This is a genomic window from Bacillus solitudinis, from assembly GCF_002797395.1.
In the GTDB taxonomy this organism is placed as follows: Bacteria; Bacillota; Bacilli; order Bacillales; family Bacillaceae_D; genus Halalkalibacter_A; species Halalkalibacter_A solitudinis.
Genome location: NZ_KZ454943.1, coordinates 1,073,324 through 1,099,066, shown reverse-complemented (window position 1 = coordinate 1,099,066; position 25,743 = coordinate 1,073,324). Strand labels below are relative to the sequence as shown.

Here is a 25,743-nt window from a genome sequence, read left to right as displayed (position 1 = left end):
CAGATGAATATTTTTTATAATCGTGCTGGGGTTGGAGATACATTAATTTTAGTGATTGGTGATACGGACTTAAAACATCGTGCTTTTGAGGAAAAAGGGAATGTTATCCGTATTTATAATAGAGACTCAAATGAAACTATCGGCTATAATATTTTTAACGCTTCGACATATGGAAGTTTAGAAGGCGCCGGTGCTTTAGAAGTAACAGATAATTTGAAAGACTTAATTAAACGTGCATTTAATGAAAATGGTATGATGGATCAAGTTTCTGTAGAGAGTAAACCCTCATTTGTTGTAGGGTTTGTGGAAAAGAAAGAGAAACACCCAAATGCTGATAAACTAAGTGTTTGTAAAGTTAATGTTGGAGAAAATATACTTCAAATTGTTTGCGGGGCTCCAAATGTGGATGAAGGCCAGAAAGTAGTGGTTGCTCTTGTAGGAGCAGTTATGCCAAGTGGGTTAATCATTAAGCAAGCAGCATTACGAGGGGTTGAATCGGCAGGAATGATTTGTTCAGCTAAAGAGCTTAACTTACCAGATGCTCCAACTGAAAAAGGAATTCTGATTCTGGACAGTGGATATCAAATCGGTGCACCTTTCGTTCAAAACTAAGGTTGAGTAGAAAGAACCACTAGAAAAACCTAGTGGTTCTTTCTACTCAAACATGATGTACGAAAGGATAGAAAGTGAGTGAGGAACCGTGAGTTCGTTACAAAATTGGGTAAAGAAAATGCAACAGTTATTTTCGAGTCAGGAACAAGAAAAATCAGAAACGTTAGAGAAACTAGATAAAGGAAAAACTAAAGAAAAGCGTAGCTACGGATATTTAGAACGAAATGAAGAATATAGTAGTCAAGCACGTATGACTTATCAGTACGCCAAACCTGGAAAATTTCGCTTTCCACTTATAGAAGATAATCGAGATAGGCATCAAGCAGTAACTCCTTCGATTAGTAGTCAGATTCAAAAGGAAAGTAGTGAGGAAAAGGAATCTGAAAAAAAGAAGAAACCTTTCTCAAATAGTCAATTTAAACCGACAGTTATACCATCTGCAATCCATGGATATGGATCTCAGGAACAAAAAAATAATCAACAGGAACAAACAAAGTCTTTTTCTCCTTTTCATATTGAAGACATAAAGGAGGAAAGAAAAGAAGCGGTAACTTCTCCAATAATTGAAACAGAACCAAAGGAAAAGTTAGAAGCCAAACTCCAGCAATCACCGACAATTGTTGAAGAGAGTAAAGAGACAGTAGCGCCCGAAGTATATGGAGAGCCTATAAAAGAAGAGAGTAAAGAGACAGTAGCGCCCGAAGTATATGTAGAGCCTATAAAAGAAGAGAGTAAAGAGACAGTAGCGCCCGAAGTATATGTAGAGTCTATAAAAGAAGAGAGTAAAGAGACAGTAGCGCCCGAAGTATATGTAGAGTCTATAAAAGAAGAGAGTAAAGAGACAGTAGCGCCCGAAGTATATGTAGAGTCTATAAAAGAAGAGAGTAAAGAGACAGTAGCGCCCGAAGTATATGTAGAGTCTATAAAAGAAGAGAGTAAAGAGACAGTAGCGCCCGAAGTATATGTAGAGTCTATAAAAGAAGAGAGTAAAGAGACAGTAGCGCCCGAAGTATATGTAGAGTCTATAAAAGAAGAGAGTAAAGAGACAGTAGCGCCCGAAGTATATGTAGAGTCTATAAAAGAAGAGAGTAAAGAGACAGTAGCGCCCGAAGTATATGTAGAGTCTATAAAAGAAGAGAGTAAAGAGACAGTAGCGCCCGAAGTATATGTAGAGTCTATAAAAGAAGAGAGTAAAGAGACAGTAGCGCCCGAAGTATATGTAGAGTCTATAAAAGAAGAGAGTAAAGAGACAGTAGCGCCCGAAGTATATGTAGAGTCTATAAAAGAAGAGAGTAAAGAGACAGTAGCGCCCGAAGTATATGTAGAGTCTATAAAAGAAGAGAGTAAAGAGACAGTAGCGCCCGAAGTATATGTAGAGTCTATAAAAGAAGAGAGTAAAGAGACAGTAGCGCCCGAAGTATATGTAGAGTCTATAAAAGAAGAGAGTAAAGAGACAGTAGCGCCCGAAGTATATGTAGAGTCTATAAAAGAAGAGAGTAAAGAGACAGTAGCGCCCGAAGTATATGGAGAGCCTATAAAAGAAGAGAGTAAAGAGACAGTAGCGCCCGAAGTATATGTAGAGCCTATAAAAGAAGAGAGTAAAGAGACAGTAGCGCCCGAGGTATATGTAGAGCCTATAAAAGAAGAGAGTGAAGAGACAGTAGCGCCCGAAGTATATGTAGACTCTTTAAAAGAAGAGAGTGATGAGGAACAACAAATTGAGCAACTCACTGACCAGGAGACGTTAGATTTAGAAGAATTACCGAACGAGGAATTAGAAGTGGAAAGAGAAGTTTCGGAAAAAGCTGAAAAGATAGTGGAACGCCCAAAACAAGGAAATCAAATTAAGGATGGCCCCAAACAAGGGACTCAATCTGAATTGCAGAAGCGGGTTCCATTTAATGTTCTAATGCTACCGAAGGACAAACAGAAATCGCTAGCCAAAGAGCAACCGATAGTTGATAAAAGGCCAATGTCTGAAAAAACATCTTCTTCCTATGTGTATCCAAGTATTCAACTATTAAACTATCCAAATGTCCAAACTGATGATGACACGGAATGGCTTAATGAACAGTCCGTACTCTTGGAGGAAACATTACAAAGTTTTAATGTTGATGCAACAGTTGTGCATGTTACAAAAGGTCCCTCGGTGACTCGGTTTGAAATACAGCCAGCTAGAGGAGTGAAAGTTAATAAAATCACCAATCTAACGGATGATATTAAGCTATCCCTTGCAGCGAAGGATATCCGAATTGAAGCACCAATACCAGGTAAAAATACTATAGGGATTGAAGTTCCAAATCGTGCCTCAGTTCCAGTGTTTTTAAGAGAAATCTTAAGACGAGATGTTTTTTTAAAACCGGATTCTCCGTTGAATGTTGCGCTTGGATTAGATATATCAGGTCATCCAATTGTCACGGATTTGAAGAAAATGCCTCATGGTCTTGTTGCGGGGGCCACAGGATCAGGGAAGAGCGTGTGTATTAATTCTGTGTTAATCAGTTTGCTTTATAAAGCTAATCCAGATGAAGTCAAGCTTTTACTTATTGACCCTAAAATGGTTGAACTAGCTCCATACAATGAGTTACCACATTTAATTACACCTGTTATTACGGATGCAAAGCAGGCAACTGCCGCTCTGAAATGGGTCGTAGCTGAGATGGAACGGCGCTACGAACTATTTTCAAAACAAGGGGTCCGGGATGTAGGACGTTATAATGATTTATACTCAGAATCACCAGATAAACCAGCATTACCTTATGTGTTAGTAGTAATTGATGAATTAGCCGACTTAATGATGGTTTCTCCTCAGGATGTTGAGGATGCCATTTGTCGAATTGCTCAAAAGGCACGAGCTTGTGGTATTCATTTATTACTTGCCACACAACGTCCTTCTGTCGATGTCATTACAGGCTTAATCAAGGCGAATATTCCGACTAGAATTGCGTTTTCGGTTTCATCTCAAACTGATTCAAGAACAATTTTAGATATGAGTGGGGCAGAACGTCTTCTTGGGAAAGGAGACATGCTTTTTCATGAAAATGGAACACCTAAACCAATTCGTGTACAAGGAACGTTTGTCTCAGATGAGGAAATTGAAGATGTCATTGCCCATGTAAAAAAGCAAAGAGGGCCGGACTATCTTCTGGAAATCGACCAATTGCAAAAGGTGCAAGAGTTTTCTGAGCAGGAAGATGAATTATTTGAAGAAGCATGTCATTACGTCATTGAACAAGGTTCAGCTTCAGCTTCAAGTTTACAAAGACGGTTTCGTGTCGGCTATAATCGTGCGGCTAGACTAATCGATATGATGGAAGAACGAGGCGTTGTTTCAGAGGCGATGGGAAGTAAGGCAAGACATGTTTTGGTAGATGAGATTGAACTTGAAGAATCCCTTTATCATAAAGAGAGTGAGTAAAGTCTTGTATTAAGTTGCGAGGTTTTATATGATAGAAAATATCTGTTACTTAAGATAACTAATTTATTAAGGGATTTACAAGGAGCTTGGACGAGCTATGAAAGAAATTGAATTAAAAATGCAAGGGGAAATAAAGAGGCTCACGAATAATACATTTAAATTTGATGAACGAATTCGTGAGGGGTGGTTTTCAGCTGTTTACTTTCTGAAAACTAGGGAAATTGTAGAAAAGTATAAGCCAAATAATTATGTAACCACTCAATTTTTTCAAAAAGAAAATGCAATTGTTTGTGGGACGGATGAAGTCATTGCTCTTATTCGAACGTTTGCCAAAAAGCCGGAAGAGCTAGAAATTCGATCCTTGGCAGATGGTGATAAAATTAAACCGTTTGAAACAGTATTAACGATAACTGGTCCGTATCAAAACTTTGGATATTTGGAAGGTATTATCGATGGGATTTTTGCAAGAAGAACGTCAGTCGCAACGAATGTTTATAACGTTGTTAAGGCAGCACGGGTTTCGGGTGTTCAAAAACCGATTATTTTCATGGGAGATCGAGATGACCATTTTACGCAGCAATCAGGTGATGGATATGCTGCTCATATCGGGGGTTCTACCGCTCAAGCAACGCATGCAATGAATGAGTGGTGGGGGAAGAAGGGGATGGGGACTATGCCGCACGCCCTCATCCAATTATTTGAAGGTGACGTAGTTGAAGCAACAAAAGCTTATAAGGAAACGTATCCCGAGGATGAATTGATGGCTCTCGTGGATTATAATAACGATGTAGTTACAGATGCTTTAAAAGTTGCTCGAGCTTTTGGTAATGACTTGAAAGGGGTACGTGTTGATACCTCACGGACGATGGTTGATCAATTCTTTTGTAGAAACCCCGAAGTTATGGGAGCATTTGACCCTCGTGGTGCGAATCCAGTACTGCTCTTTGCTTTGCGAGAGGCCCTTGATAAAGAAGGTTTCCCACATGTGAAAATTATTGCCACAGGTGGGTTTAATGCGGAGAGGATACAGAAATATGAAGAAGAAGGAGTTCCAGTTGACATTTATGGGGTTGGGGGAAGTCTTTTAAAAATTCATATAGGCTTTACAGGCGATAATGTTCGTTTAAATGGCGAGCATGAAGCGAAAGCAGGAAGACGGTTTAACGATAACCCTCGGCTTTCACTTGTTGATTAACTGAATAAGACCTGATCGAAATAGTAGGTCTTTCTTTCTTGAAAATACATATACTATTAGATGAGTGGATATGTACAATACGAATATAATGAATCGATGCCTTACATACATTTTGGGCTCGGTGAGAATTTTGGAGGTCCAACTATGGCAATTTTTCATTTTATTGGCATAAAAGGTTCGGGGATGAGTGCATTAGCACAGATTTTACACGATATGAAATATGAGGTACAAGGATCCGATGTAGAGAAGAATTTCTTTACGCAAATACCACTGGAAAAAAAAGGAATACCGTTATTCCCTTTTGACAAATCTAATATAAAACCAGAACAGAATATTATCGTCTCAGCTGCTTACGGTGACGATCATGAAGAAGTTCAAGAAGCTCATAGTTTGAACGTTAATATTAAAAAATATCCAACTTTTTTGGGTGAATTTATTCAAAACTTCACAAGTATTGCAGTAACAGGATCTCATGGTAAGACATCAACAACGGGTTTGCTTTCTCATGTGTTAGGATCCACGTACCCAACGTCCTTTTTAATTGGGGATGGAACTGGTAAAGGCGAAGAGGACTCAAAATACTTTGTGTTTGAAGCCTGCGAATACCGTCGCCATTTTTTAAATTATCATCCTGATTATTGCATTATGACAAATATTGACTTTGATCATCCTGATTATTTTACAGATGTAAAAGATGTATTTACTGCATTTCAAGAGATGGCGATGCAAGTGAAAAAGGCGATTGTAGCATGTGGAGATGATATCCACCTTCAAGAAATTCATGCAAATGTTCCGGTGGTTTATTACGGATTGGGAGAAGATAATGACTTTCAAGCGAGGAACGTACGAGTTACAAGCGATGGAACGACATTTGATGTGTTTGTCAGAAATCATATGTACGGGACATTTACAACAATAGGTTTTGGAAATCATAATGTGCTAAATGCTCTTGCTGTGATTGCAATCTGTCATTATGAAAATGTATCTGCTGAAGATGTTGCTCGACATTTGCAAACTTTTCAGGGAGTTAAACGTAGATTTAGTGAGAAAAAAGTTGAAAGACAAATTCTCATTGATGACTATGCGCATCATCCTACAGAAATTGCTGCAACGATAGAGGCAACGAAACAAAAATATCCTGACCAAGAAGTGGTGGCGATTTTCCAACCACATACATTCACAAGAACAAAGACATTCTTACATGAATTTGCGGAGTCTTTAATGCAAGCTGATTATGTGTATCTTTGTGATATTTTCGGTTCGGCTAGGGAGCAAGTTGGAAATTTAACAATTGAAGATTTGCAAGCGTTAATTCCAGGAGCTAAAGTATTGCCGGAAGCTGACGTTGATACGTTAAAATCACATGTAGACAGCACACTTCTTTTTATGGGAGCTGGAGATATACAAAAGTTTCAAAAGGCTTATGAAGAAACTTTAGTTTAGTGAAAATAAAGGGTTATCCTAAGATCAATATAATCTTTTGGATAACCCTTTTTGCTTTAGAGAGTTTTACCCTTTTTGAAGAATCTTTATAGGAGGTTTTCAGGATTTAAAGCTTCAAGCTCGGGTAAAACGAATTTACCATCTTTACGAATCAATTGATCATCAAAATAGATTTCACCGCCACCATAGTCAGGTCGTTGAATCATGACGAGATCCCAGTGAACGGATGATTGATTTCCATTTGAGGTTTCCTCATAGCATTGACCAGGTGTAAAGTGAAAGCTACCATCAATTTTTTCGTCAAATAATATATCTTTCATAGGATGCTTAATATATGGGTTCACCCCAATCGCAAATTCGCCAATGAATCTTGCACCTTCATCTGTATTTAGGATATTTTCAAGTCGCACTGAGTCATTAGCGGATGACTCAACGATTTTTCCATTTTTAAACGTTAAGCTAACCTCTTTGAATGTGAATCCCTGATATGGAGAAGGGGTATTATACGTTATCGTGCCATTGACTGAATCACGTATAGGAGCTGTAAAGACTTCTCCATCTGGTATATTATGTTCCCCTGCACATTTTATTGCAGGTATGTCTTTAATTGAAAAGGTAATATCTGTGTTTAGACCTTTAAGGTGAACTTTATCTGTTTTGTTCATTAATTCAACAAGTGGTTCCATAGCTTCACTCATTTTTTGATAATCTAAATTACAGACGTTAAAGTAAAAATCTTCAAATGCGTCGGTACTCTTATTTGCTAGCTGAGCCATAGATGAAGTTGGATAACGGAGTACCACCCACTTCGTTTGAGGAACTCTAATGTCATGATGAACAATTTTGCCAATTGTTTTCCCGTGAAGAGCCATTTGTTCACTAGGTACATCGGCCAGTTCTGATATATTATCGCCGGCTCGTAACCCAATGTATGCATTCATCTGCGCCATTAAACTTGCTTCTATCTTTGCTTGCGTTGTTAGTTGTTCTTTGTTAGCACCTAGTAATAAAGCTCGTTCGACGCGGTGATCCTTAATTAAGACAAAAGGATTTCCTCCAGATTCATACACCTTTTCAACAATGGCTGTTACTAGTTCTCGCTGTAAACCGAAATTTTCAATCAGGATATTTTCATCTGGTTGTAAATTAACTGAATACTGTACTAAGTTTTTTGCTAATGTAAGAATACGTGGATCTTTCATTTTTTACCTCCTTCTCATGATAAGCACAGTCTAAATGATTTTGGGAAAACAAGCTAATTTATAATATTTTTGCAGGAATTGATTAACTTTTCTAGAAATAGTTAATACAGAAGTTTAACGAGAAGTTAATGTGGGTAATTGGAAACAAAGGAGGGAATTGTTCTATGGAGTCATTATTGTACATAAGTGCTATTATAGCCGCAATCGCATTTGCTATTCTTGTTATCTATCTCGTGATAACTTTGAAATCAGTTAATCGTACACTCTTTCATGTTGCGAATACGATGGAAGGTCTCGAGAAACAAATGAATGGTATTACGAAAGAAACAGAAGAGCTTTTGCACCGAACAAATCAGCTTGCAGACGATATACAAGATAAATCAGAGGCGCTCAACACAGTTTTTACATCCGTGAAAGAATTGGGAAGTTCATTTCAACAAGTGAATCAATCTATTCGGAACGTTTCAACTGTGGTTTCGACTACAACTGAGAATCAGTCGGATAATATTGCACAGGCTGTAAAGTGGGGAAACGTTGCGATTGATTTATATAATAAATTTAAACAAAAAAGAAAAAGTGATCAAGAACCAACTACATAAGGAGGAGTTAAGTATGGGGGATATGAATACGAAAGATTTTTTAATCGGAACTTTGATTGGTGGTTTTGTAGGAGTAGCTGGCGCTTTACTTTTAGCCCCAAAGTCAGGGAAAGAGTTAAGAAGTGAATTAAATGATCAAGCTCAGATTGCTCGTGAGAAAACAAATCAATTTACTACAACTGCTTATGAAAAAGGAAATGAGTGGGCTTCGTATGCGAAAGAAAAATCCTCGCAGGTTGCTAAGGTTGTTCAGGACCAATCCTCACAGGTTGTTGATAAAGTGAAGGATGTGGCTGCGATAGGGAAGTCGGAAGCAGAGAATACAGCAGACACAGCTCAAGAACTTGCAGATGATGTAGCTGTAAGTGTTCAAGAAAGTGGCGAAGAAATCTCGCAGACAGTCAAAGAAGAGGTAGACGATATTTATAATAAGATTTCTGAAGAAGAAGATAAACGAGAAAATTAAAAAATCCCGCGTAAGATGAACAATACCCTGAGTGTCTGACACCATCTATCCTAAACCGGGGATTTATGAAGGGAAAATAATAACGCACGCAACTCGACTCCTCTACTTGTTTCTTGGCAGTGTGAAGGAAGTGAGAGTTTGCGTGTTTTTTTGTGCTCAATTCTATCGATCCACTTGTTTGATAACCTCAACATGATAATATTTCCAAAATTAAAAGGCCTAAGCCCGGTACAATACCGAGTTAAGACCTTACAAGCTGCCGAATGAAAGAACCTGTCCTCCTAACTTTATGGAAAGAACAAAAAAAATTGATTCTTGTTCTTTAACTATCTGTGGCATGGAGTGAAAGCTCGATGCGATCCCCATTAAAAATAGTGTCACTAAATCCTGTGTTCTCACCATTTCGACGGAGAGTAAGAGATTTATTAACAGTATCACTTAAATCGACATCAACCTCTGAAAAAACATCCTGTAATATAAAGGAATTTGCCTTTTTTGTATTAACAGTAATAATATCGTTGATAATTATATGATCCGACAACAGTAGCGAAGTGTTCCCACGATGAACATCGACTAAAGACTTTTCTATAGTAATCGGTTTATCATTAAAGAAAATAGAAATAGATGTCGAAGCACGAATTTTTAAGACTTTTAATAAATCAAGTACAGTGGGTAAATTAGTAGTTTCACCACTTGTTTGCCATTCAAGTCGGTCGAAATTTGTTATAGTGTCGTCTAACCGAGCAGGACTTCCATTTTTAAACAACGATTTCTTTGAACTTGGAACAATTACTTCTTTCTCATTAACGGTTAATGAATACGTTAAAAAAGACTCTAAAGATAGGTTCAATTGAATGAACGTGTCCCGTATCGTTTTTGGAAGTCGTAAACTGATTGTATCACGCTCTTGAACCTCTTCTTGAGGGGCAACGCTAGTCCCATTTCGGATAATTTGGGCAGGTAAGGAGTACGATTGTTGATTAATAGTTAAATTAAGAGTAGGAATATCCCCTACAAGCTCCATCAGCGTGATGGAAGCCTGCCTTCCGTGTTCTCCGCGTTCAACCAAAAGATAATCACCTGCTTTTAATGGTGCATCTAAAGATGTTGGTTCCGCATTTTTTAGGATTTTAGGTGGTTTTCCATGTTCTCCTGGAATGGATATTAATCTTTCTTCAATTGTTACCATTTTTGCAAGGCCTGGTTTTCCATACAACTTGGAGATATCAACACCGGCAGCTAGTAAACCATCACCAACTGTCAGACGCTTTACGTCAAATAATCGTAGTGTTTGGTCATTTACCCTGACACTAATATACTCAATTGGATTCTCTTTTGCAGCAATAGCAATTCCAATAGGTGTAACTAGCTCTGGACCATAAGTAAGCTCATTTGATATCTTTAATTTTTTAATTGCATCCAATCCACGAATGGCAACCCGGTTTTCAGGTAGTTCTAAATATTGAGAGATGAACTTTGCTAAATTAGGTGTTAAACTTCCCCCACCGACTAGCATCACAGCTTTAGGGGCTTTTCCGTTTAATCTCAAAATTTCCTCACTGATCGTTTGGGCTAGTTTACGAATTGCCGGCTCGATAGGAATTAAAATATCCTGACGAGAATATGTCGTTTCAAAACCAAGTATATCTTGAAGGGTAATCTCTTCTTTCGTTAATAGCTGACGCTTTACATTTTCAGCGTCAGGAAAATCGAGCAAGAAGTGGTCACTTATGGCTTCAGTAATTTCATCACCAGCAACGGGAACCATTCCATATGCTATGACCGTATTTTCATCGGTTAAAGCAATATCTGATGTTCCTGCTCCAATATCCACGAGGGAGACGTTCAGACGACGCATTGAAGGAGGAATTAAGACGTTTATCGCCGCGATTGGTTCAAGGGTAAGTGCTTCTAATTCAAGGTTGACTCGAGATAAAGCGGCTAACAAGGATTCAACGACAACCTTTGGTAAAAAAGTTGCTATCACCTCTACAGTCGCAATTTGTCCATTCTGATCTAATAAACTTCCTATCAGCTGATGATCAAGTTTATACGTTAGTACTGAATAACCAACACAATAGTAGTGAACAAAGGATTCTTTTTCTTTCTCCTGTGCCAGTTCATATTGAGCCTGTTGTACAGCACTAAGCTCTAAATGAAGAAGGTCATTTCGCTCAAACATTGGTTTTCCTTTAATGTCTACTTCAAATGTTGCTCGTTTCGTTTTTAAAGAACGACCAGCAGCAGCTACACATACCTTGTGCAGGGGCCCGTGCTTTTCTTCTAATCTATCTTTTACTTTTTGAATGACAGCCGCAACAGCTGGAACATCATGGATTTGGCCGTCAAGCATTGACCGTTCATGATGCTCTATAATCTCGATATCTAAGAGTTCAAATTGGTCCTTTGTTTGCTTTAGTAAAAGTCCTACTACAGACCGTGTTCCAATATCAAGTGCAAAAAGGGGAGAAAAGGTTTCATTCGACAATAGCGATCACCTTCATTTCTAAAATATACATCCTTAACTTCCCTTCATTTTACTAAATAGTATTGAAAAAGGTAAGAGGAAGAGATATAAAAAATACTTTAGCGCTTAAAAGCTTTTAAGTATTAAAGAGAAAAGTAGTGACTTTCTATACTTAATCATTTATAATTAACCTTATCATATAGAAGAATTAAGAATAGAGGAGTGGTAGAGAATGGGGAATGATCAAGTAGAAAAGCTAAGAGCATCTTTAGACGAGGTGAATATAAAATTATTAGACTTAATAAATGAGCGAGCTCAGCTTGTGCAAGAAGTTGGTAAAATTAAAGGAACCCAAGGTGTTAATCGTTTCGATCCTGTTCGTGAGCGTGCGATGCTTGATCATATTGCAGCAAATAACGAAGGTCCATTTGAAACGTCCACACTTCAGCATATCTTCAAGCAAATTTTTAAAGCAAGCTTAGAATTACAAGAAGACGATAATAGTAAGGCATTACTCGTATCTCGTAAAAAGCATCCAGAAAATACAATTGTTGATTTAAAGGGTGAATTAATCGGTGATGGACGTCAGCGCCTAGTTATGGGTCCTTGTGCAGTTGAAAGCTACGAGCAAGTTCTTGCTGTCGCAAAGGCAATGAAGAAACGCGGATTAAAACTTTTACGTGGGGGTGCATTTAAGCCTCGTACATCTCCATATGACTTCCAAGGGCTTGGTTTGGAAGGACTTCAAATTCTTAAGCGTGTCGCAGATGAATTAGATATGGTTGTTATTAGTGAAATAGTAAGTCCATCTGATATTGAAATGGCAATTGAGTATGTTGATGTTATTCAAATTGGTGCACGTAATATGCAAAACTTTGAACTTCTAAAAACAGCTGGTTCAGTTAAAAAGCCAGTTTTGCTTAAGCGAGGGTTAGCTGCAACGATTGAGGAATTCATTCACGCTGCTGAATATATTGTCTCAAAAGGTAATAGTAATATTATGCTTTGCGAAAGAGGAATTCGTACGTACGAGAAAGCAACACGTAACACGTTAGATATTTCTGCTGTTCCAATTCTTAAGCAAGAAACTCATTTGCCGGTTCTTGTGGATGTGACACATTCAACGGGACGACGTGACCTATTGTTACCAACAGCAAAAGCCGCATTAGCAATTGGTGCAGATGCCGTTATGGCTGAAGTACATCCGGATCCAGCGGTTGCCCTTTCAGATTCTGCTCAACAAATGGATATCCCAACATTTAATAAATTCTTGGATGAATTAATTGCATCAGGTTTATATAAGAACTAGTAAGCAAAAACAGCCCTCTCAATAAAGAAGGGTTGTTTTTTTGCGTATTTTAGTAAATATACTACCGATTTTCCTACGAATTTCGCCCTTTTTTTTAAAAAAATAAATACAACTTATGAAAATGTATGAAATTTTTTTCATAAGCTGTCGATATAAGTAGTAAAGACGTTGCAGACCTCCCGATAGTATCGTATGATTACAATACATTAAACTACGCATTACTGATGTTTATATAGAGGAGGATTATTTTGAATACGACAATTTATGATGTAGCAAGAGAAGCAGGTGTATCAATGGCAACCGTTTCACGCGTTGTCAATGGCAATCCAAATGTAAAACCAACAACTCGAAAAAAGGTGCTTGAAGCAATTGAACGATTAGGGTACAGACCTAATGCAGTGGCTCGTGGTTTGGCTAGTAAAAAAACCACAACTGTTGGGGTTATCATTCCAGATATCTCAAACATCTTTTTTGCTGAACTGGCAAGAGGGATTGAGGATATTGCGACGATGTACAAGTATAATATTATTCTTTGTAATTCTGACCAAAATAAGGATAAAGAAATTCACCTACTAAACACATTACTTGAAAAACAAGTTGATGGTATTGTATTTATGGGTGGACATATAACAGACGAACATGTTGAACAATTTAAGCGTTCGCCTGTTCCGATTGTTTTGGCAGCAACTTTGGACGAAGCGAAGGAAATTCCTTCTGTAAATATTGATTATAAACAAGCTGTCCATGATGCAATTACAAATCTTATTGAGAAGGGTCATACAAAAATCGGTATGCTGTCAGGTTCACTTGATGATCCTATTAACGGTTATTTGAAATTTGCAGGTTATCGAAGTGCCCTTGAGACTGCAAAGATACCATTTAATGATGAACTAATTGTTATCGGCGATTACTCATACGATTCTGGAATTGAAGCAATGGATTCTTTCGTTAATAATCCTTCTAAACCAACAGCTATTTTTGCTGCAACAGATGAAATGGCACTTGGTATTATTCATGGTGCTCAGGACAAAGGATTCAATGTTCCTGAAGATTTTGAGGTACTTGGATTTGACAATACACGACTAGCAGTAATGGTTCGACCCACTCTATCTACTGTTGTTCAACCAATGTATGACATTGGAGCCGTTTCCATGAGACTTTTAACGAAATATATGAACAAAGAGGAAGTAGAAGACCATATTGTTGTATTACCTCATCGAATTGAGTTTAGACAATCAACAAAGTAATAAATAATCAAGGAGTAAATCATGAAAAAATTTGACATAATGACACCGATAGGAATCATTTTAGGGGTTGTTGTCCTGCTGATGGCTGTTTTTTCAAATGCAGGACCATCTGGTTTAATATTCTTCATTCAACTTGCTTCGGTTCTTATTGTTGTAGGAGGATTAGTTTCGGCAATTGTAATCACGTTTTCATTGCCTGAATTAAAAACTATACCCAAAATATTACGAGAGGCTTTTCGTACAGAAAATCATGATCTTCAAAAGTTAATAAACACATTTGTGGATTTATCAGGGAGAGCGAGAAGAGAAGGGTTACTAGCACTTGAAGCAGGTCTAGAAGACGTAGAAGACCCCTTTATCCGTAAAGGAGTCCTTCTTGCTGTAGATGGCATCGAGCCTGATATTATTAAAGATATTATGATGGCAGAAGTAATCGCGATGGAGGAACGTCACCGAAAGGGAAGATCTGTTTTAGAAAAGGCTGGTGAGTATGCGCCAGCTTGGGGAATGATTGGAACACTTGTCGGACTCGTGTTAATGCTTCAAAATTTAAATGACCCGTCAACATTAGGGCCGAATATGGCAGTTGCATTACTAACAACATTATATGGGTCAGTTATGGCGAATTTAATCTTTTTACCTATGGCTACAAAACTTACGAATAAAACCGATCAAGAAGTTTTTGTGAAGCAAATTATTATTGAAGGAGTCATTGGAGTTCAATCTGGACAAAATCCTAAAATTTTAGAAGAAAAGCTAAGTGCATTTTTAAGTGATAAGCTTAAAAAGGAAGAATTAGGGGATGAAAATGATGCAGCGTAGGCGGCAACCAGAGGAAAAGGGTGCTCCGAAATGGATGGTTACGTTCGCAGATCTCGTCACATTAATTCTTGTGTTCTTTATTTTGCTTTTTTCAATGTCTGTTGTTGATGCTCAGAAGTTTCGAGCGATTGCAGATTCCTTTCAACAACGAAACATCTTTGAATTTATGCCTTCTGTTGTTGAATTTGAAAACCCTACTGAGGAAAAAGGAGAAGAGCAAAAAGATCCTTTTAAAGAAGGCGATTTCGAAGAGAATGAAAATGTTGATGTAAATATGGATAATCTTCTTGAAGAGGTTCAAGAATTCCTTGAAGTTAATGAAATGAAGGAGCTGGTATCAGCGACGAGAGATGACCGTGGGGTTGTTCTAGTTTTACAAGAACGAACATTATTTGAAACGGCCGAGTCAGAACTGATACAGTCAGCAGAGCCATTCCTAGAAAAGGTAGGCACCTTACTAGCTGCAATTCCGAATATGGTTAAAGTTGAAGGACATACCGATAGTCGTCCGATATCAAATTTTCGCTACCCTTCGAATTGGGAACTCTCCGGTGCAAGAGCAAGTAGTGTTATTCGTTATCTTGTGGAAAATAATAATTTAGAAGCTAGTCGATTTGTTGCTACGGGTTATGGCGATACGAGACCAGTTGTTCCAAATACGACAGTTGAAAATTTGAAAATAAACCGGCGTGTGGTTATCGTAATTTCTGATCCAACCTATTTGGAAGGCGACACGTATTAAGCCCGAGGGAGTGACCCTTGGGTCCTTTTCTTTTTTTATCATAACTGAGGAGGCTTTGTTTTGAAAATTGGATTAATTGGAGCAATGAGTGAAGAAATTGAACAATTTAAAGCGGAAATGGAAGTACATACTATTCGGACGATTGCAACTGTTACGTTCTATGAAGGAACACTTGGAGACATCGAGATTGTTCTTTGTAAGTCAGGGGTCGGAAAGGTAAATGCAGCTCTCACGACACAGGTATTAATTGATATGTTTGAAATTACAAATTTAATTTTTACTGGTGTAGCAGGAGCCCTTGATACATCTTTAGAAGTCGGTGATTTGGTTATTTCCACATCGGCAATGCAGCATGACATTGATGCTAGTCCTTTAGGATTTAAGCGTGGAGAAATCCCGATGTATGAGGGGGCGTCTGACTTCTTAGCTGATTCTAATCTTATTAACATTGCTGAAGCTGCTGCCGGAACCTTGGTAAATCGAAGGATTATGAAAGGGCGTGTGGTCAGTGGTGATCAGTTTGTCGCAAATGCAGAATTTGTTCAAGAGCTTCGAGAAGAATTTGGTGGTGTTTGTGTCGAAATGGAGGGAGCTGCTGTTGCCCAAGTTTCCTCAATGAATAGCATTCCATTTGTGATTATTCGTTCTATGTCTGATAAGGCTGACGGCGTGGCATCAATGAGTTTTAGTGAGTTTACAATTCTTGCTAGCCAGCAATCTTATTTACTTGTTAAAGAAATGCTACGTCAGTTAAAGGGGTAACACCGGGTTTCTACTAGTTAACCCTTTTCTAAAAGTTTAAGATAGTAAAATATGTTTAAAGTGATTCAGATGGAGATTTAAGTGAATGAAGGTCAATGGCTCCGATCATTGCTTAAAGGCCACTGAAAAAAGGTGAAAATCGTGAGGCCACTGAAAACCCCTTTGAAAGCATTTCGGGAAGCAGTAATGGCTTCACTCGTTGCGCGCTTGCTATGAGAAAACCACTCATAGCAAGACTTTTCAAAACCGGGCAACGGCTCCGCGCATTATTAAGAGGGCACTGAAAAAGAAAAAGTACCCTTTTTCTGTGGCCTCGCTCTGTAGCTTTTTTAGGTTAACGATTCATTTCCGTTCGTATATGATATAAAGCTTTTTCTAATGTGTTGTGATTTTTTTCTGCGATTTCATGTTTACGAGGAATGGTAGGAACGGTATCGCTTACATCCATCCACTCTGTAGGCATCTCTTCTTGAGCATGCTTTTCCCACTGCTCCCTCCATAATCTTGGAAGCGCTTCTGAAATTATAGAGGTTTGATTAGTCATCTCTAACCATATCAGTGACCAAGCACGTGGGACGACCCGAAATATATCATAGCCTCCACCTCCAACAGCGATCCAACGTCCTTCGCAAAATTCATGAGCAAGTTCATGAGCTAGCTTTGGAATCATTTGGTATGTCCTCATTGTTGAACAAAGATGAGTAAGGGGATCAAGGTGATGAGCATCTGCTCCGTTTTGGGTGAGAATAACATCTGGTTTAAAAAAAGCCACCACCTCGCGAAATGACCTTTCATAAACTTCTAAAAATGAATCATCTTCTGTAAATGCATCGATCGGCACATTAATAGAGAAGCCATAACCTTTTCCAGCTCCTTTTTCATTCACATTCCCTGTCCCGGGAAATAAGTAACGACCTGTTTCATGGATACTTAATGTACAAACATCAGGGTCATCATAAAAAGCAAATTGAACGCCATCACCGTGGTGAGCATCTGTATCAACGTAGAGTACTCTCGCTCCATACATTTTCTTCATGTACTCAATCGCAATGGCACTATCGTTATAAATACAAAAACCTGATGCCTTCCCCCGAAACCCATGATGAAGACCGCCACCTAAATGAAGTGCATGGGTAAATTGGCCCTTCATAACCGCGTCTACGGCGGTTAAAGTTCCACCTACAATTAAGGATGCCGCTTCATGCATGTTGGCAAAAATCGGGGTATCATCCGTACCTAGTCCATAATTTGTGGCTCTCTCTGGTTTAAGAGTACCTTTTCCTGCTGATTTAACAGCTTCAATAAAGGCTTCGTCATGAATAAGGTTCAATTCCTCGTCTGTTGCTAAACGGGGGGGAATAATATCTTTATCGTTAATGCTATTTGTTTTTTTTAGAAGGTCGTGTGTTAAATGAAGTCTCAGATGATTAAAAGGATGCTCTTTGTTGAAACGGTATGCTAATTGCTCATCCGAATAAACATAAACTGACTTATGATTCATGTTATCAACCTCGGTAGTGTTGGCCAGATAACGTCATACCCTTCTTTCTTTATTGCCTCAATAATCCCCCTAGGGTCAATCGTTTGGACTCGAAATACAAGTACTTTATAATTCATATCGTTACATGGGTAGACAAGAACACTATTTATATTAACATTCATTTCTTTAAAGATGGAGGCAAGGTCGGCTAGTTTTCCAGTAATGTTTCTGACGCGAACTTCAATATGAGAACTAGGTTGATGTGCACCCATCAACACTACTAATGTATGTAAAAGATCGGTTTCAGTAACAATACCAACAATTTTTTCGTCTTCAATAATTGGTAAGCATCCGATATGATGCTCATAAAATAGCGTTGAAATTTCCTCTACAAAATCTAAAGGGTGTGCTGAAATAACTTCAGTTTTCATAATACTAGATACAGGTTTTTGAAAATCTTCTTTATGTTCGTTTGAGTGAAAAATTGATGGGCTAACATCTCGAATATCTCTATCAGAAATAATACCAACCATTTTTTCTAGTTCGTCGACAACTAGAATGTGACGAATCCGAAAGTTTGCAAGTATTTCAATGGCATCTTGTATGGTTGCATCTGTAGTTAAAGTTATTATACGTCTATTCATAATTTCATCAATAATCAAGGTACATCACTCCCACTATTCATAAAAGATTAGTACATAAATCTATTTTGAAAACGAAGCTGATCAAAGTTTTGAATTGAGTTTGCATCGACGCGTTTCCCGATTCGAGCCATTAAACAGTTGGCAGGATGGGAGCAAATTTCAGGGTCATCTGTTGCATACCATTCTAGTCCACCGACATTCATCATTTTTTCCATGACTTTTCTATACTCCCAAACGTCAAGACCGCTTCCTTTCAAATCCCAATGCCAATAATACTCCGTTGTAATGACGATGTAATCTTCCATTGAGTCATCGAGCATTGATAAGTGGAGTAGACTTTTTCCAGCTTGAATACCACGATATTCAGGAGCAATTTCAATCGCTCCAAGTTCAATTAAGTTCTCCATCTTAGCATCGGACCATCGTTCCATTGGATCGGGGTATACAAACGTTACGTAACCAACAATTGTATTTTGATCTCTAACAATGTTTATTCTTCCTTCAGGTAAATCAGCAATTCCAATAATAGCTTGCTTCTGCTCGAGAGGCGGCCGGAAAGCAACTAGACCTGGATGAAAATCATAAGATTGTAACTCATTTCCTGAAACTGGACCTTCTACAGTTAATTTACCGTGAGGAGACTCTAAATCAATTGAGTAATAGCTCTTTTGATGAATCATTTGTACCCACCTTTTAAACGTGCTTTTTCGACTTCTATTATACATTATTCTATTATTAAAAGAAGGAATTACTAGAAAACAATCGTACTAATTTGTGAAAAAAGTTAGTACGAAAAGTAACAAAGTACGAAGTCATTATTAGATGAATAGCAAAAGAAAATAGTAAAAAAGGGGATGGGTGTTTTTTCATTGAATAAAAATTTTAGCTGTACTATAATTGAAATGAAAATACATAAGAGGGGAAGATGTGTAATGGGTATGCAAGCGCTTCCATCCGAAAAAGGAACTTATAACTTAGTAAATTACGAAGAAACAGCTAAAAACTTTGAGTGGTCGTTGGTTGAGAAAGAACTCTCTTGGAGTCAAACGGGAAAGGTCAATTTGGCTTATGAGGCAATTGATCGTCATGCTGAAGGAAAAAGAGCAAATAAAGTAGCTCTTTATTATAGCGATGCAAACCGAGAAGAAGAATACACGTTCGAACAGTTAAAGAAATATTCGAACAAAGCAGGAAATGTTCTAAAAGATGCTGGTGTTGAGAAAGGTGATCGAGTTTTTATTTTTATGCCACGTTCACCTGAATTATATTTTGCATTTTTAGGAGCAGTGAAAATTGGAGCAATTGTTGGACCTCTATTTGAAGCATTTATGGAAGGAGCCGTCCGAGATCGTCTTGAGGATAGCGGAGCGAAAGTACTAATCACGACACCAGCTCTTTTAGAAAGAGTCCCAGTAGATGATTTGCCTGATCTTGAAAGAGTACTTATTGTAAGTGAATCTGTTAAAGAAGAAGGGCCTTGCTTAGATTTTCAAAATCGTATGAATCACGCAAGTGATGAGCTTAATATTGAATGGGTTGACCGTAATGATGGTTTAATTCTACACTATACTTCAGGCTCAACAGGAAAGCCTAAAGGTGTTCTTCATGTTCATAATGCGATGATTCAACATTATCAAACTGGTAAGTGGGTCTTAGATTTACAAGAAGATGATGTATATTGGTGTACAGCCGATCCGGGTTGGGTAACGGGGACCTCATATGGTATATTTGCTCCTTGGTTAAATGGTGCAACAAATGTAATTAGAGGTGGTCGATTTAGTCCAGCCGATTGGTATGAAACATTACAACGCTACAAGGTAACGGTTTGGTATAGTGCGCCGACTGCATTCCGTATGTTGATGAGTGCAGGCGATGAACTTGTTAAAAAGTATGATTTATCTTCTTTACGTCATATGTTAAGTGTGGGTGAACCACTTAACCCTGAAGTTGTTCGCTGGGGTAAGAAAGTATTCGATCTTCGAATCCACGATACGTGGTGGATGACTGAAACGGGTGCTCAATTAATTTGTAACTATCCATCCATGGATATTCGTCCTGGTTCGATGGGAAAACCTCTTCCAGGTATTAAAGCAGCGATTATTGATGATAAGGGAAATGAGTTGCCTCCAAATCGAATGGGGAACTTAGCTATAAAAAAAGGCTGGCCATCCATGATGCGTGAAATTTGGAGAAATCCTGAAAAGTATGCCAGTTATTTTGAAATCGAAGGTTGGTATATCTCTGGTGACTCTGCTTACATGGACGAAGATGGATACTTTTGGTTCCAAGGTCGTATTGATGATGTTATTATGACTGCTGGAGAGAGGGTAGGACCTTTTGAAGTGGAAAGTAAGTTAGTTGAACATCCTGCGATTGCTGAAGCCGGAGTTATTGGCAAACCAGATCCTGTGCGTGGCGAAATTATTAAAGCGTTTGTTTCTTTACGTGAAGGCTATGAAGTGACAGATGAGTTAAAAGAAGAAATTCGTCAATTTGTCAAAACCGGCTTAGCCGCTCATGCTGCCCCGCGGGAGATTGAATTCCGTGAAAAGCTACCTAAGACGAGAAGCGGAAAGATTATGAGACGTGTACTAAAAGCGTGGGAACTTGATTTACCAACAGGTGATTTATCATCTATGGAGGATTAATATGAAAAAAGGTGTTGCGTTAGCAACACCTTTTTTTTCATATTGGAAAGTCCTGAAGTATATCCCCAAGCTCAACCCGTCATGTTACTTCTAACGAAGAAAAATTATATTGTTTTTATTTGTTAACGTGATGAGATTGTATTTATGGTCAGCGCTAGTTATTTTCATCCACCGTATCAGAATTTTCTCCAGTTTCTTCTTCTGTTGGAGGACTGCTCTCATTGTCGTTCTGGGGAGGTGGATTGTCTTCACCTTCATTCGAGCGATCCGGTTTAGCTGGTTTAGCTGGTTTAGTTGGTTTAGGTTCGCCAGTCACTGGACTCCAATTGTTTCCTTCTGCCAAAGCAGAAGAAGCAGATTCCCTTCCAGCAGTATCTACAGCAGTTACATAGTAAGCATTGGCACCACCATTCACCCCATAGGTCGTTTGTACATTCCCTTGTATACGGTCTACTAATTGATAATTTGTGCTGCCGTTAGCGGCGCGATAGATACGATAGCCGACAATATCGCTATCGGGGTGTTTAGACCAGATTAAGTTTTTTCCATCTAAACGTACATTACTTACAACTTCAGGCACTCTACCATTATTTGGAGCTTCTTTATCAGGAATAATATTTCTCATCGATTCAGGTAGGTATTCAGAAATATCATTAATTCCCCAATAGTCTCCTGAAACCTTAACACCTTGTTCAGTAAACTCACTTGGTGTCGATGTCAGGGCAAGGAAGTTATTATTATTAATCGTAACGTAACTTGCAACTTCTAAAGAATTATCAGTTTTTGAAGGAACAAACTTTGAGTTAAATAAATCAGTTGTAACTAGTCCTGCATCTTGGCAAATCTTTGAAGGAAGTAAACCGGTCACGCTACAAATTGTCCGGCTAACAATCCCCTCAGGCCTTTTAAAGCCTTCGCTTGGTGCCATTAATTCAGGTACTTGCTCGTATGCTGCATTTGCAATATGTGCCCAAATTTGTTGTGTTCGGGAACTATAACTTAATCCTCCAACTGTACGACTAATTTCTTTAGGCGTGTCATAGCCAATCCAAACACCTAGTGTCACATTTGGATTAGTACCAACAAACCAAGAATCCTTAACGTCACTTGAAGTCCCGGTCTTCCCTGCCCAATCTGCTGAGAATTTCAATCTACTTGGGAGTGATCTCGCTGTTCCAACACCACGGAGAACGTCCCTTAACATATCGATTGTTAGGTAAGCAGTTTGTTTTGAGAAGACTTCGACTTCCGTTGATTTATGTTCATAAATAGTATCCCCATTCGCATTTTCGATTTTCTCAATTAGATAGGAAGGAATAAATTGACCACCATTTGCAAAGACAGCAAAGGCATTTGTGTTTTGTTCCACTGTGACGTTAAAGTCAGTGGAACCAAGTGGAGCCGATTCATAGGGCTCTGCACTGCTTAGACGAAATCCAATCTTTTCAAGAGTTTCTCGTGCTTGTTCATGAGGTACGCGTTGAAATGCTCTTATAGCGGGAACATTCCGTGAACGAGCAAGTGCTTCTCTTGCGGAAAGTAGTCCAAGATGTCGATGGTCAAAATTCCGAATTTCCTTTCCATTTCTGTATTCAGCATATGTGTCAGGAACGACTATGCCGGGCTGAATAGCACCAACTTCCATTGCAGGTGCATAGGCAAGGATGGGTTTCATAGTTGAGCCATTTTGACGGAAAGCTTGTGTCGCATGGTTATAATGATGGTCCCCACCTTCATCACGACCACCGACAAAGCCGCGAATTGCTCCGGTGCTATTTTCAATTAAAACCGCACCAACTTCTTCTTGTTCACCTTTTTTGATAGGTCCAAATAAATTATCATTGTTTACCGCTTCTTGCATAGAGATATAGATTTTCTTATCTATGGTTGTATGAATGCGGTAGCCGCTTCTTTTTAATTCTAGAGATGCTTGTTCACGATAGCTATTTTGCTCCTCTTGGTCTAAATCGGCAAAAACAATTTGGTCTCTCTTTAAGTTTTGTTCTAGTAAAATATCAGTTGCTCTTCGCATAACTTCATATGTTAAATAAGGATATTGGTCAATGGGTGTAGGAGATTGCTCTGTTAAATGTTCACGAATGTCAAAGGCTAAAGCTTGTTTTAGTTCCCTATCTGTAATAAATCCACTTTCATGCATGCGACTTAGTACAGTTTTCATTCTATTTAAACCGGCATCTAAATTTTCTTTTACTTCTCCACTATTTGTAAAAGGAGTGTAACCAAAAGGGCTTTGTGGCAAACCTGCAACATACGCAGCTTGAGGTATCGTTAAATCTTTTGCGTCAACTCCGAAAATACCTTGGGCAGCAGCTTGAACTCCTGCAATTTGTCGACCGGAAGAATTACGGCCAAAAGGAACAACATTTAAATAAGCTTCTAAAATATCATTTTTTTCTAGGAATTGTTCGAGTCTCATTGCAAGAAGGATTTCAGTTGCCTTTCTGTCAAATGAAACTTCACTCGAGAGGATTTGTTGTTTAATTAGTTGCTGAGTTAATGTACTCCCACCTGTTTGGACAGTGGTATTGGCAAACTCTTGAAAGGTTGCACGCATTATAGCCTTTGGTACAACACCATCATGTTCATAAAAATGTTCATCTTCAGTAGCAATAATAGCGTTTTTAACATGTTTTGAAACATCGTCAAGACTTACTTTATGCCTCTCAACCTCTGAGGGTAGCTCGCCTAAGAATACATTATCCGTAAAAAACACTTGACTTGTTTCTTCATAGTCATAGATTTTTGCTTTCATCTCAGCAGAGCTTTGAAGGGGCTGATCTTTAACTAATGCAGCAAAATAACCTGCTGCCGTTCCCCCGATAAAAAAGAAAGACATTAAACCAACGACTAAAGAAATTAATAACAAGTTCCAAAAAACTTGATATGTAATTCCAATTTGTCTAAATATTTTCTTTTCGTGTAGTTTTTTTGAAAAAAAATGTAGCTTCTCGGTAAAACGAGAAAGAATATTTTTCATAGTAAACCTCCTATAATAACAAGCAATATTATAGCATAGGATGTCGAAAGATGGTACACTTTACTGGTTTTTATACATCGGCTCGTTGACATCTATTGTTCATTGTGGTAAAAAAGTATTAATTGAATGTTGAGCATTGAAGGGTTTTAGTAATCGCTACATTACCTTTTCAGAGAGCTGATGGTTGGTGGAAATCAGTATGTTTGTAGAGATGAATTACGGCCTGGAGCTTTCCTTGTGAACCAAGGACGGTCACCCCGTTATCGTGTTAAGTGGAAGATAAACATCTTCAATAAGGGTGGTACCGCGAATGATTCGTCCCTTTTTGAGGGCGTTTTTTTTATGTTTTGAACTCTGTATTATAACAGAATAGGAAGATTTTCAAAGGAGGAAACGTAGTGGAAAAAGAAATGACGTTTGAACAACAGCAAGAAGTAGAGAGACAACTAGCGATATTAAATAGAGGTATTGTAGAAATTGTACCAGAGGATGATTTTCGAAAAAAAATTGAGAAATCCGTACTAACTGGAAAACCCTTAAAGATTAAACTAGGAATGGATCCATCAGCTCCAGACGTTCACTTAGGTCATACGGTTGTCCTCCATAAACTTCGTCAATTTCAAGAGCTAGGGCATGAAATCCAAATGCTCATTGGTGATTTTACAGGTCGAATTGGAGACCCAACTGGTAAATCCGAAACTAGAAAGCAACTAACGGATGAAGAGGTTAAGGAAAACGCAAAAACCTATGTAGAACAATACGGAAAAATATTAGATATGGAAAAGGCAACCATTTATTATAACTCAGAATGGTTAAAACCAATGACGTTTGAAGACGTTGTTGTGCTATCTGGAAACATGACGGTTGCAAGAATGTTAGAGCGTGATGATTTTGAAAAACGTTATAAATCGGGTCAACCTATTTCTATTCATGAATTCTTTTATCCACTAATGCAAGGATACGATTCAGTGGCGCTTGAGTCCGATGTTGAAGTAGGTGGCACAGATCAAAAATTTAATTTGTTAATGGGGCGTACTCTTCAAGAAGCCTACGGGAAAGAAAAGCAAATTGCCATGACCTTACCGCTTATTGAGGGTTTAGATGGTGAGAGGAAAATGTCGAAATCTCTTAAAAATTATATTGGAATCGATGAAGAACCGAATGAAATATTCGGGAAGTCGATGTCCATTCCAGATGAACTAATGATTAAATATTATAAACTTGCAACTGATTTACCACTAGAGGAAATTAATAAAATAGAGGTAGGTTTAGCAGAAGGTTCAGTTCACCCTCGTGATGCAAAGATGAGCTTAGGTGAGAAGTTTGTTGAAATGTACCATGGAAAAGAGGAGGCTAAGCAGGCTCGAGAATATTTTGAAACAGTCTTCCAAAAACGTTCTCTTCCAACAGATATTCCTGAAGTGATTTGGGGAGGGGAAACGGAGCTTTGGATTGTTGATTTACTTGTGGAGTTAAAGATGATGGCTTCTAAGGGGGAAGCCCGTCGTATGATTCAAAATGGCGGCGTTAAATTAAATGGGGAAAAAGTTACGGATGTTCAATATAAAGTAAACATAGAAAATGGCTTAATTGTACAAGTAGGGAAACGGAAATTTACAAGATTGATGATTAAGTAAGGAAAAAGACAGAGGGATGCAATGCTATCCTCTGTCTTTTTTTCATAAGTTA

19 protein-coding genes and 1 other annotated feature are annotated in these 25,743 nt (G+C 38.3%); of the genes, 13 read left to right on the top strand and 6 right to left on the bottom strand.

The window, feature by feature from the left end; all coding sequences use genetic code 11:
- The first annotated feature begins 3 nt into the window (after positions 1-3).
- The 4 genes from ytpR (at position 4) to murC (ending at position 6,668) form a co-directional block, all read left to right on the top strand.
- Complete coding sequence (gene ytpR, locus CEF19_RS05425; RefSeq protein WP_100405142.1) at positions 4-612, top strand: YtpR family tRNA-binding protein; 609 nt, start codon at positions 4-6, stop codon at positions 610-612.
- 88 nt (positions 613-700) lie between these two features.
- Positions 701-4,030 (top strand): DNA translocase FtsK, encoded by a 3,330-nt coding sequence (locus CEF19_RS05420; protein WP_227521919.1) that lies wholly within the window; start codon positions 701-703, stop codon positions 4,028-4,030.
- Between the two features lie 97 nt (positions 4,031-4,127).
- A complete protein-coding gene (locus tag CEF19_RS05415) occupies positions 4,128-5,225 on the top strand; it encodes a nicotinate phosphoribosyltransferase (RefSeq protein ID WP_100405141.1) in 1,098 nt (365 codons plus the stop codon).
- Between the two features lie 144 nt (positions 5,226-5,369).
- Positions 5,370-6,668, top strand: a complete 1,299-nt coding sequence (gene murC, locus CEF19_RS05410; protein WP_100405140.1) for a UDP-N-acetylmuramate--L-alanine ligase — start codon at positions 5,370-5,372, stop codon at positions 6,666-6,668.
- A gap of 86 nt (positions 6,669-6,754) precedes the next feature.
- Here the strand turns inward: murC and CEF19_RS05405 are convergent, their stop codons facing one another.
- Entirely contained in the window at positions 6,755-7,870 is a 1,116-nt protein-coding gene (locus tag CEF19_RS05405) for an aminopeptidase (protein ID WP_100405139.1), read from the bottom strand.
- 164 nt (positions 7,871-8,034) lie between these two features.
- On the opposite strand from CEF19_RS05405, the gene CEF19_RS05400 reads away from it, so the two are divergent.
- Together CEF19_RS05400 and CEF19_RS05395 are read left to right on the top strand one after the other, a co-directional pair.
- A complete protein-coding gene (locus tag CEF19_RS05400) occupies positions 8,035-8,469 on the top strand; it encodes a DUF948 domain-containing protein (protein ID WP_100405138.1) in 435 nt (144 codons plus the stop codon).
- A gap of 13 nt (positions 8,470-8,482) precedes the next feature.
- The gene (locus CEF19_RS05395; RefSeq protein WP_100405137.1) at positions 8,483-8,935 is read left to right on the top strand and encodes a YtxH domain-containing protein; all 453 of its coding nucleotides are present in this window, start codon (positions 8,483-8,485) and stop codon (positions 8,933-8,935) included.
- A 322-nt stretch (positions 8,936-9,257) separates the two neighbouring features.
- On the opposite strand, the gene CEF19_RS05390 is transcribed toward CEF19_RS05395, so the two are convergent.
- A complete protein-coding gene (locus tag CEF19_RS05390; RefSeq protein ID WP_100405136.1) occupies positions 9,258-11,423 on the bottom strand; it encodes a cell division protein FtsA in 2,166 nt (721 codons plus the stop codon).
- Between the two features lie 211 nt (positions 11,424-11,634).
- On the opposite strand from CEF19_RS05390, the gene CEF19_RS05385 reads away from it, so the two are divergent.
- The 5 genes from CEF19_RS05385 to CEF19_RS05365 all read left to right on the top strand — a co-directional run bounded on the left by CEF19_RS05385 (position 11,635) and on the right by CEF19_RS05365 (position 16,284).
- Entirely contained in the window at positions 11,635-12,711 is a 1,077-nt protein-coding gene (locus CEF19_RS05385; RefSeq protein ID WP_100405135.1) for a bifunctional 3-deoxy-7-phosphoheptulonate synthase/chorismate mutase, read from the top strand.
- A 248-nt stretch (positions 12,712-12,959) separates the two neighbouring features.
- Positions 12,960-13,958, top strand: coding sequence for a catabolite control protein A (gene ccpA, locus CEF19_RS05380; RefSeq protein ID WP_100405134.1), 999 nt, complete (start codon positions 12,960-12,962; stop codon positions 13,956-13,958).
- 21 nt (positions 13,959-13,979) lie between these two features.
- Positions 13,980-14,780 (top strand): flagellar motor protein MotP, encoded by an 801-nt coding sequence (gene motP, locus CEF19_RS05375; RefSeq protein ID WP_100405133.1) that lies wholly within the window; start codon positions 13,980-13,982, stop codon positions 14,778-14,780.
- Complete coding sequence (motS, locus tag CEF19_RS05370) at positions 14,767-15,522, top strand: flagellar motor protein MotS (protein WP_198510241.1); 756 nt, start codon at positions 14,767-14,769, stop codon at positions 15,520-15,522. The genes motP and motS overlap by 14 nt, the downstream gene beginning before the upstream one ends.
- Before the next feature lie 60 nt (positions 15,523-15,582).
- Positions 15,583-16,284 carry a 5'-methylthioadenosine/adenosylhomocysteine nucleosidase gene (locus tag CEF19_RS05365; protein WP_100405132.1) on the top strand — a complete coding sequence of 234 codons (702 nt, stop codon included), beginning with the start codon at positions 15,583-15,585 and terminating at the stop codon, positions 16,282-16,284.
- Between the two features lie 334 nt (positions 16,285-16,618).
- Here CEF19_RS05365 and CEF19_RS05360 read toward each other — a convergent pair whose 3' ends face one another.
- The 3 genes from CEF19_RS05360 to CEF19_RS05350 are packed head-to-tail and all read right to left on the bottom strand — an operon-like array spanning position 16,619 to position 19,088.
- Positions 16,619-17,785 carry an acetoin utilization protein AcuC gene (locus CEF19_RS05360; protein ID WP_100405131.1) on the bottom strand — a complete coding sequence of 389 codons (1,167 nt, stop codon included), beginning with the start codon at positions 17,783-17,785 and terminating at the stop codon, positions 16,619-16,621.
- Positions 17,782-18,426: an acetoin utilization AcuB family protein gene (locus CEF19_RS05355; protein ID WP_100405130.1), complete on the bottom strand. Its 645-nt coding sequence runs from the start codon at positions 18,424-18,426 to the stop codon at positions 17,782-17,784. The genes CEF19_RS05360 and CEF19_RS05355 overlap by 4 nt, the downstream gene beginning before the upstream one ends.
- Before the next feature lie 29 nt (positions 18,427-18,455).
- Entirely contained in the window at positions 18,456-19,088 is a 633-nt protein-coding gene (locus CEF19_RS05350) for a GNAT family N-acetyltransferase (RefSeq protein ID WP_100405129.1), read from the bottom strand.
- Positions 19,089-19,340: 252 nt separating this feature from the next.
- Here CEF19_RS05350 and acsA point away from each other — a divergent pair, with 252 nt between their 5' ends.
- Complete coding sequence (gene acsA / locus CEF19_RS05345; RefSeq protein WP_100405128.1) at positions 19,341-21,056, top strand: acetate--CoA ligase; 1,716 nt, start codon at positions 19,341-19,343, stop codon at positions 21,054-21,056.
- Between the two features lie 154 nt (positions 21,057-21,210).
- Here the strand turns inward: acsA and CEF19_RS05340 are convergent, their stop codons facing one another.
- Entirely contained in the window at positions 21,211-24,054 is a 2,844-nt protein-coding gene (locus CEF19_RS05340) for a transglycosylase domain-containing protein (protein WP_100405127.1), read from the bottom strand.
- A gap of 127 nt (positions 24,055-24,181) precedes the next feature.
- Positions 24,182-24,380, top strand: a binding site (T-box leader).
- Positions 24,381-24,464: 84 nt separating this feature from the next.
- Here CEF19_RS05340 and tyrS point away from each other — a divergent pair.
- Entirely contained in the window at positions 24,465-25,691 is a 1,227-nt protein-coding gene (tyrS, locus tag CEF19_RS05335) for a tyrosine--tRNA ligase (protein ID WP_100408214.1), read from the top strand.
- Positions 25,692-25,743 lie beyond the last annotated feature (52 nt).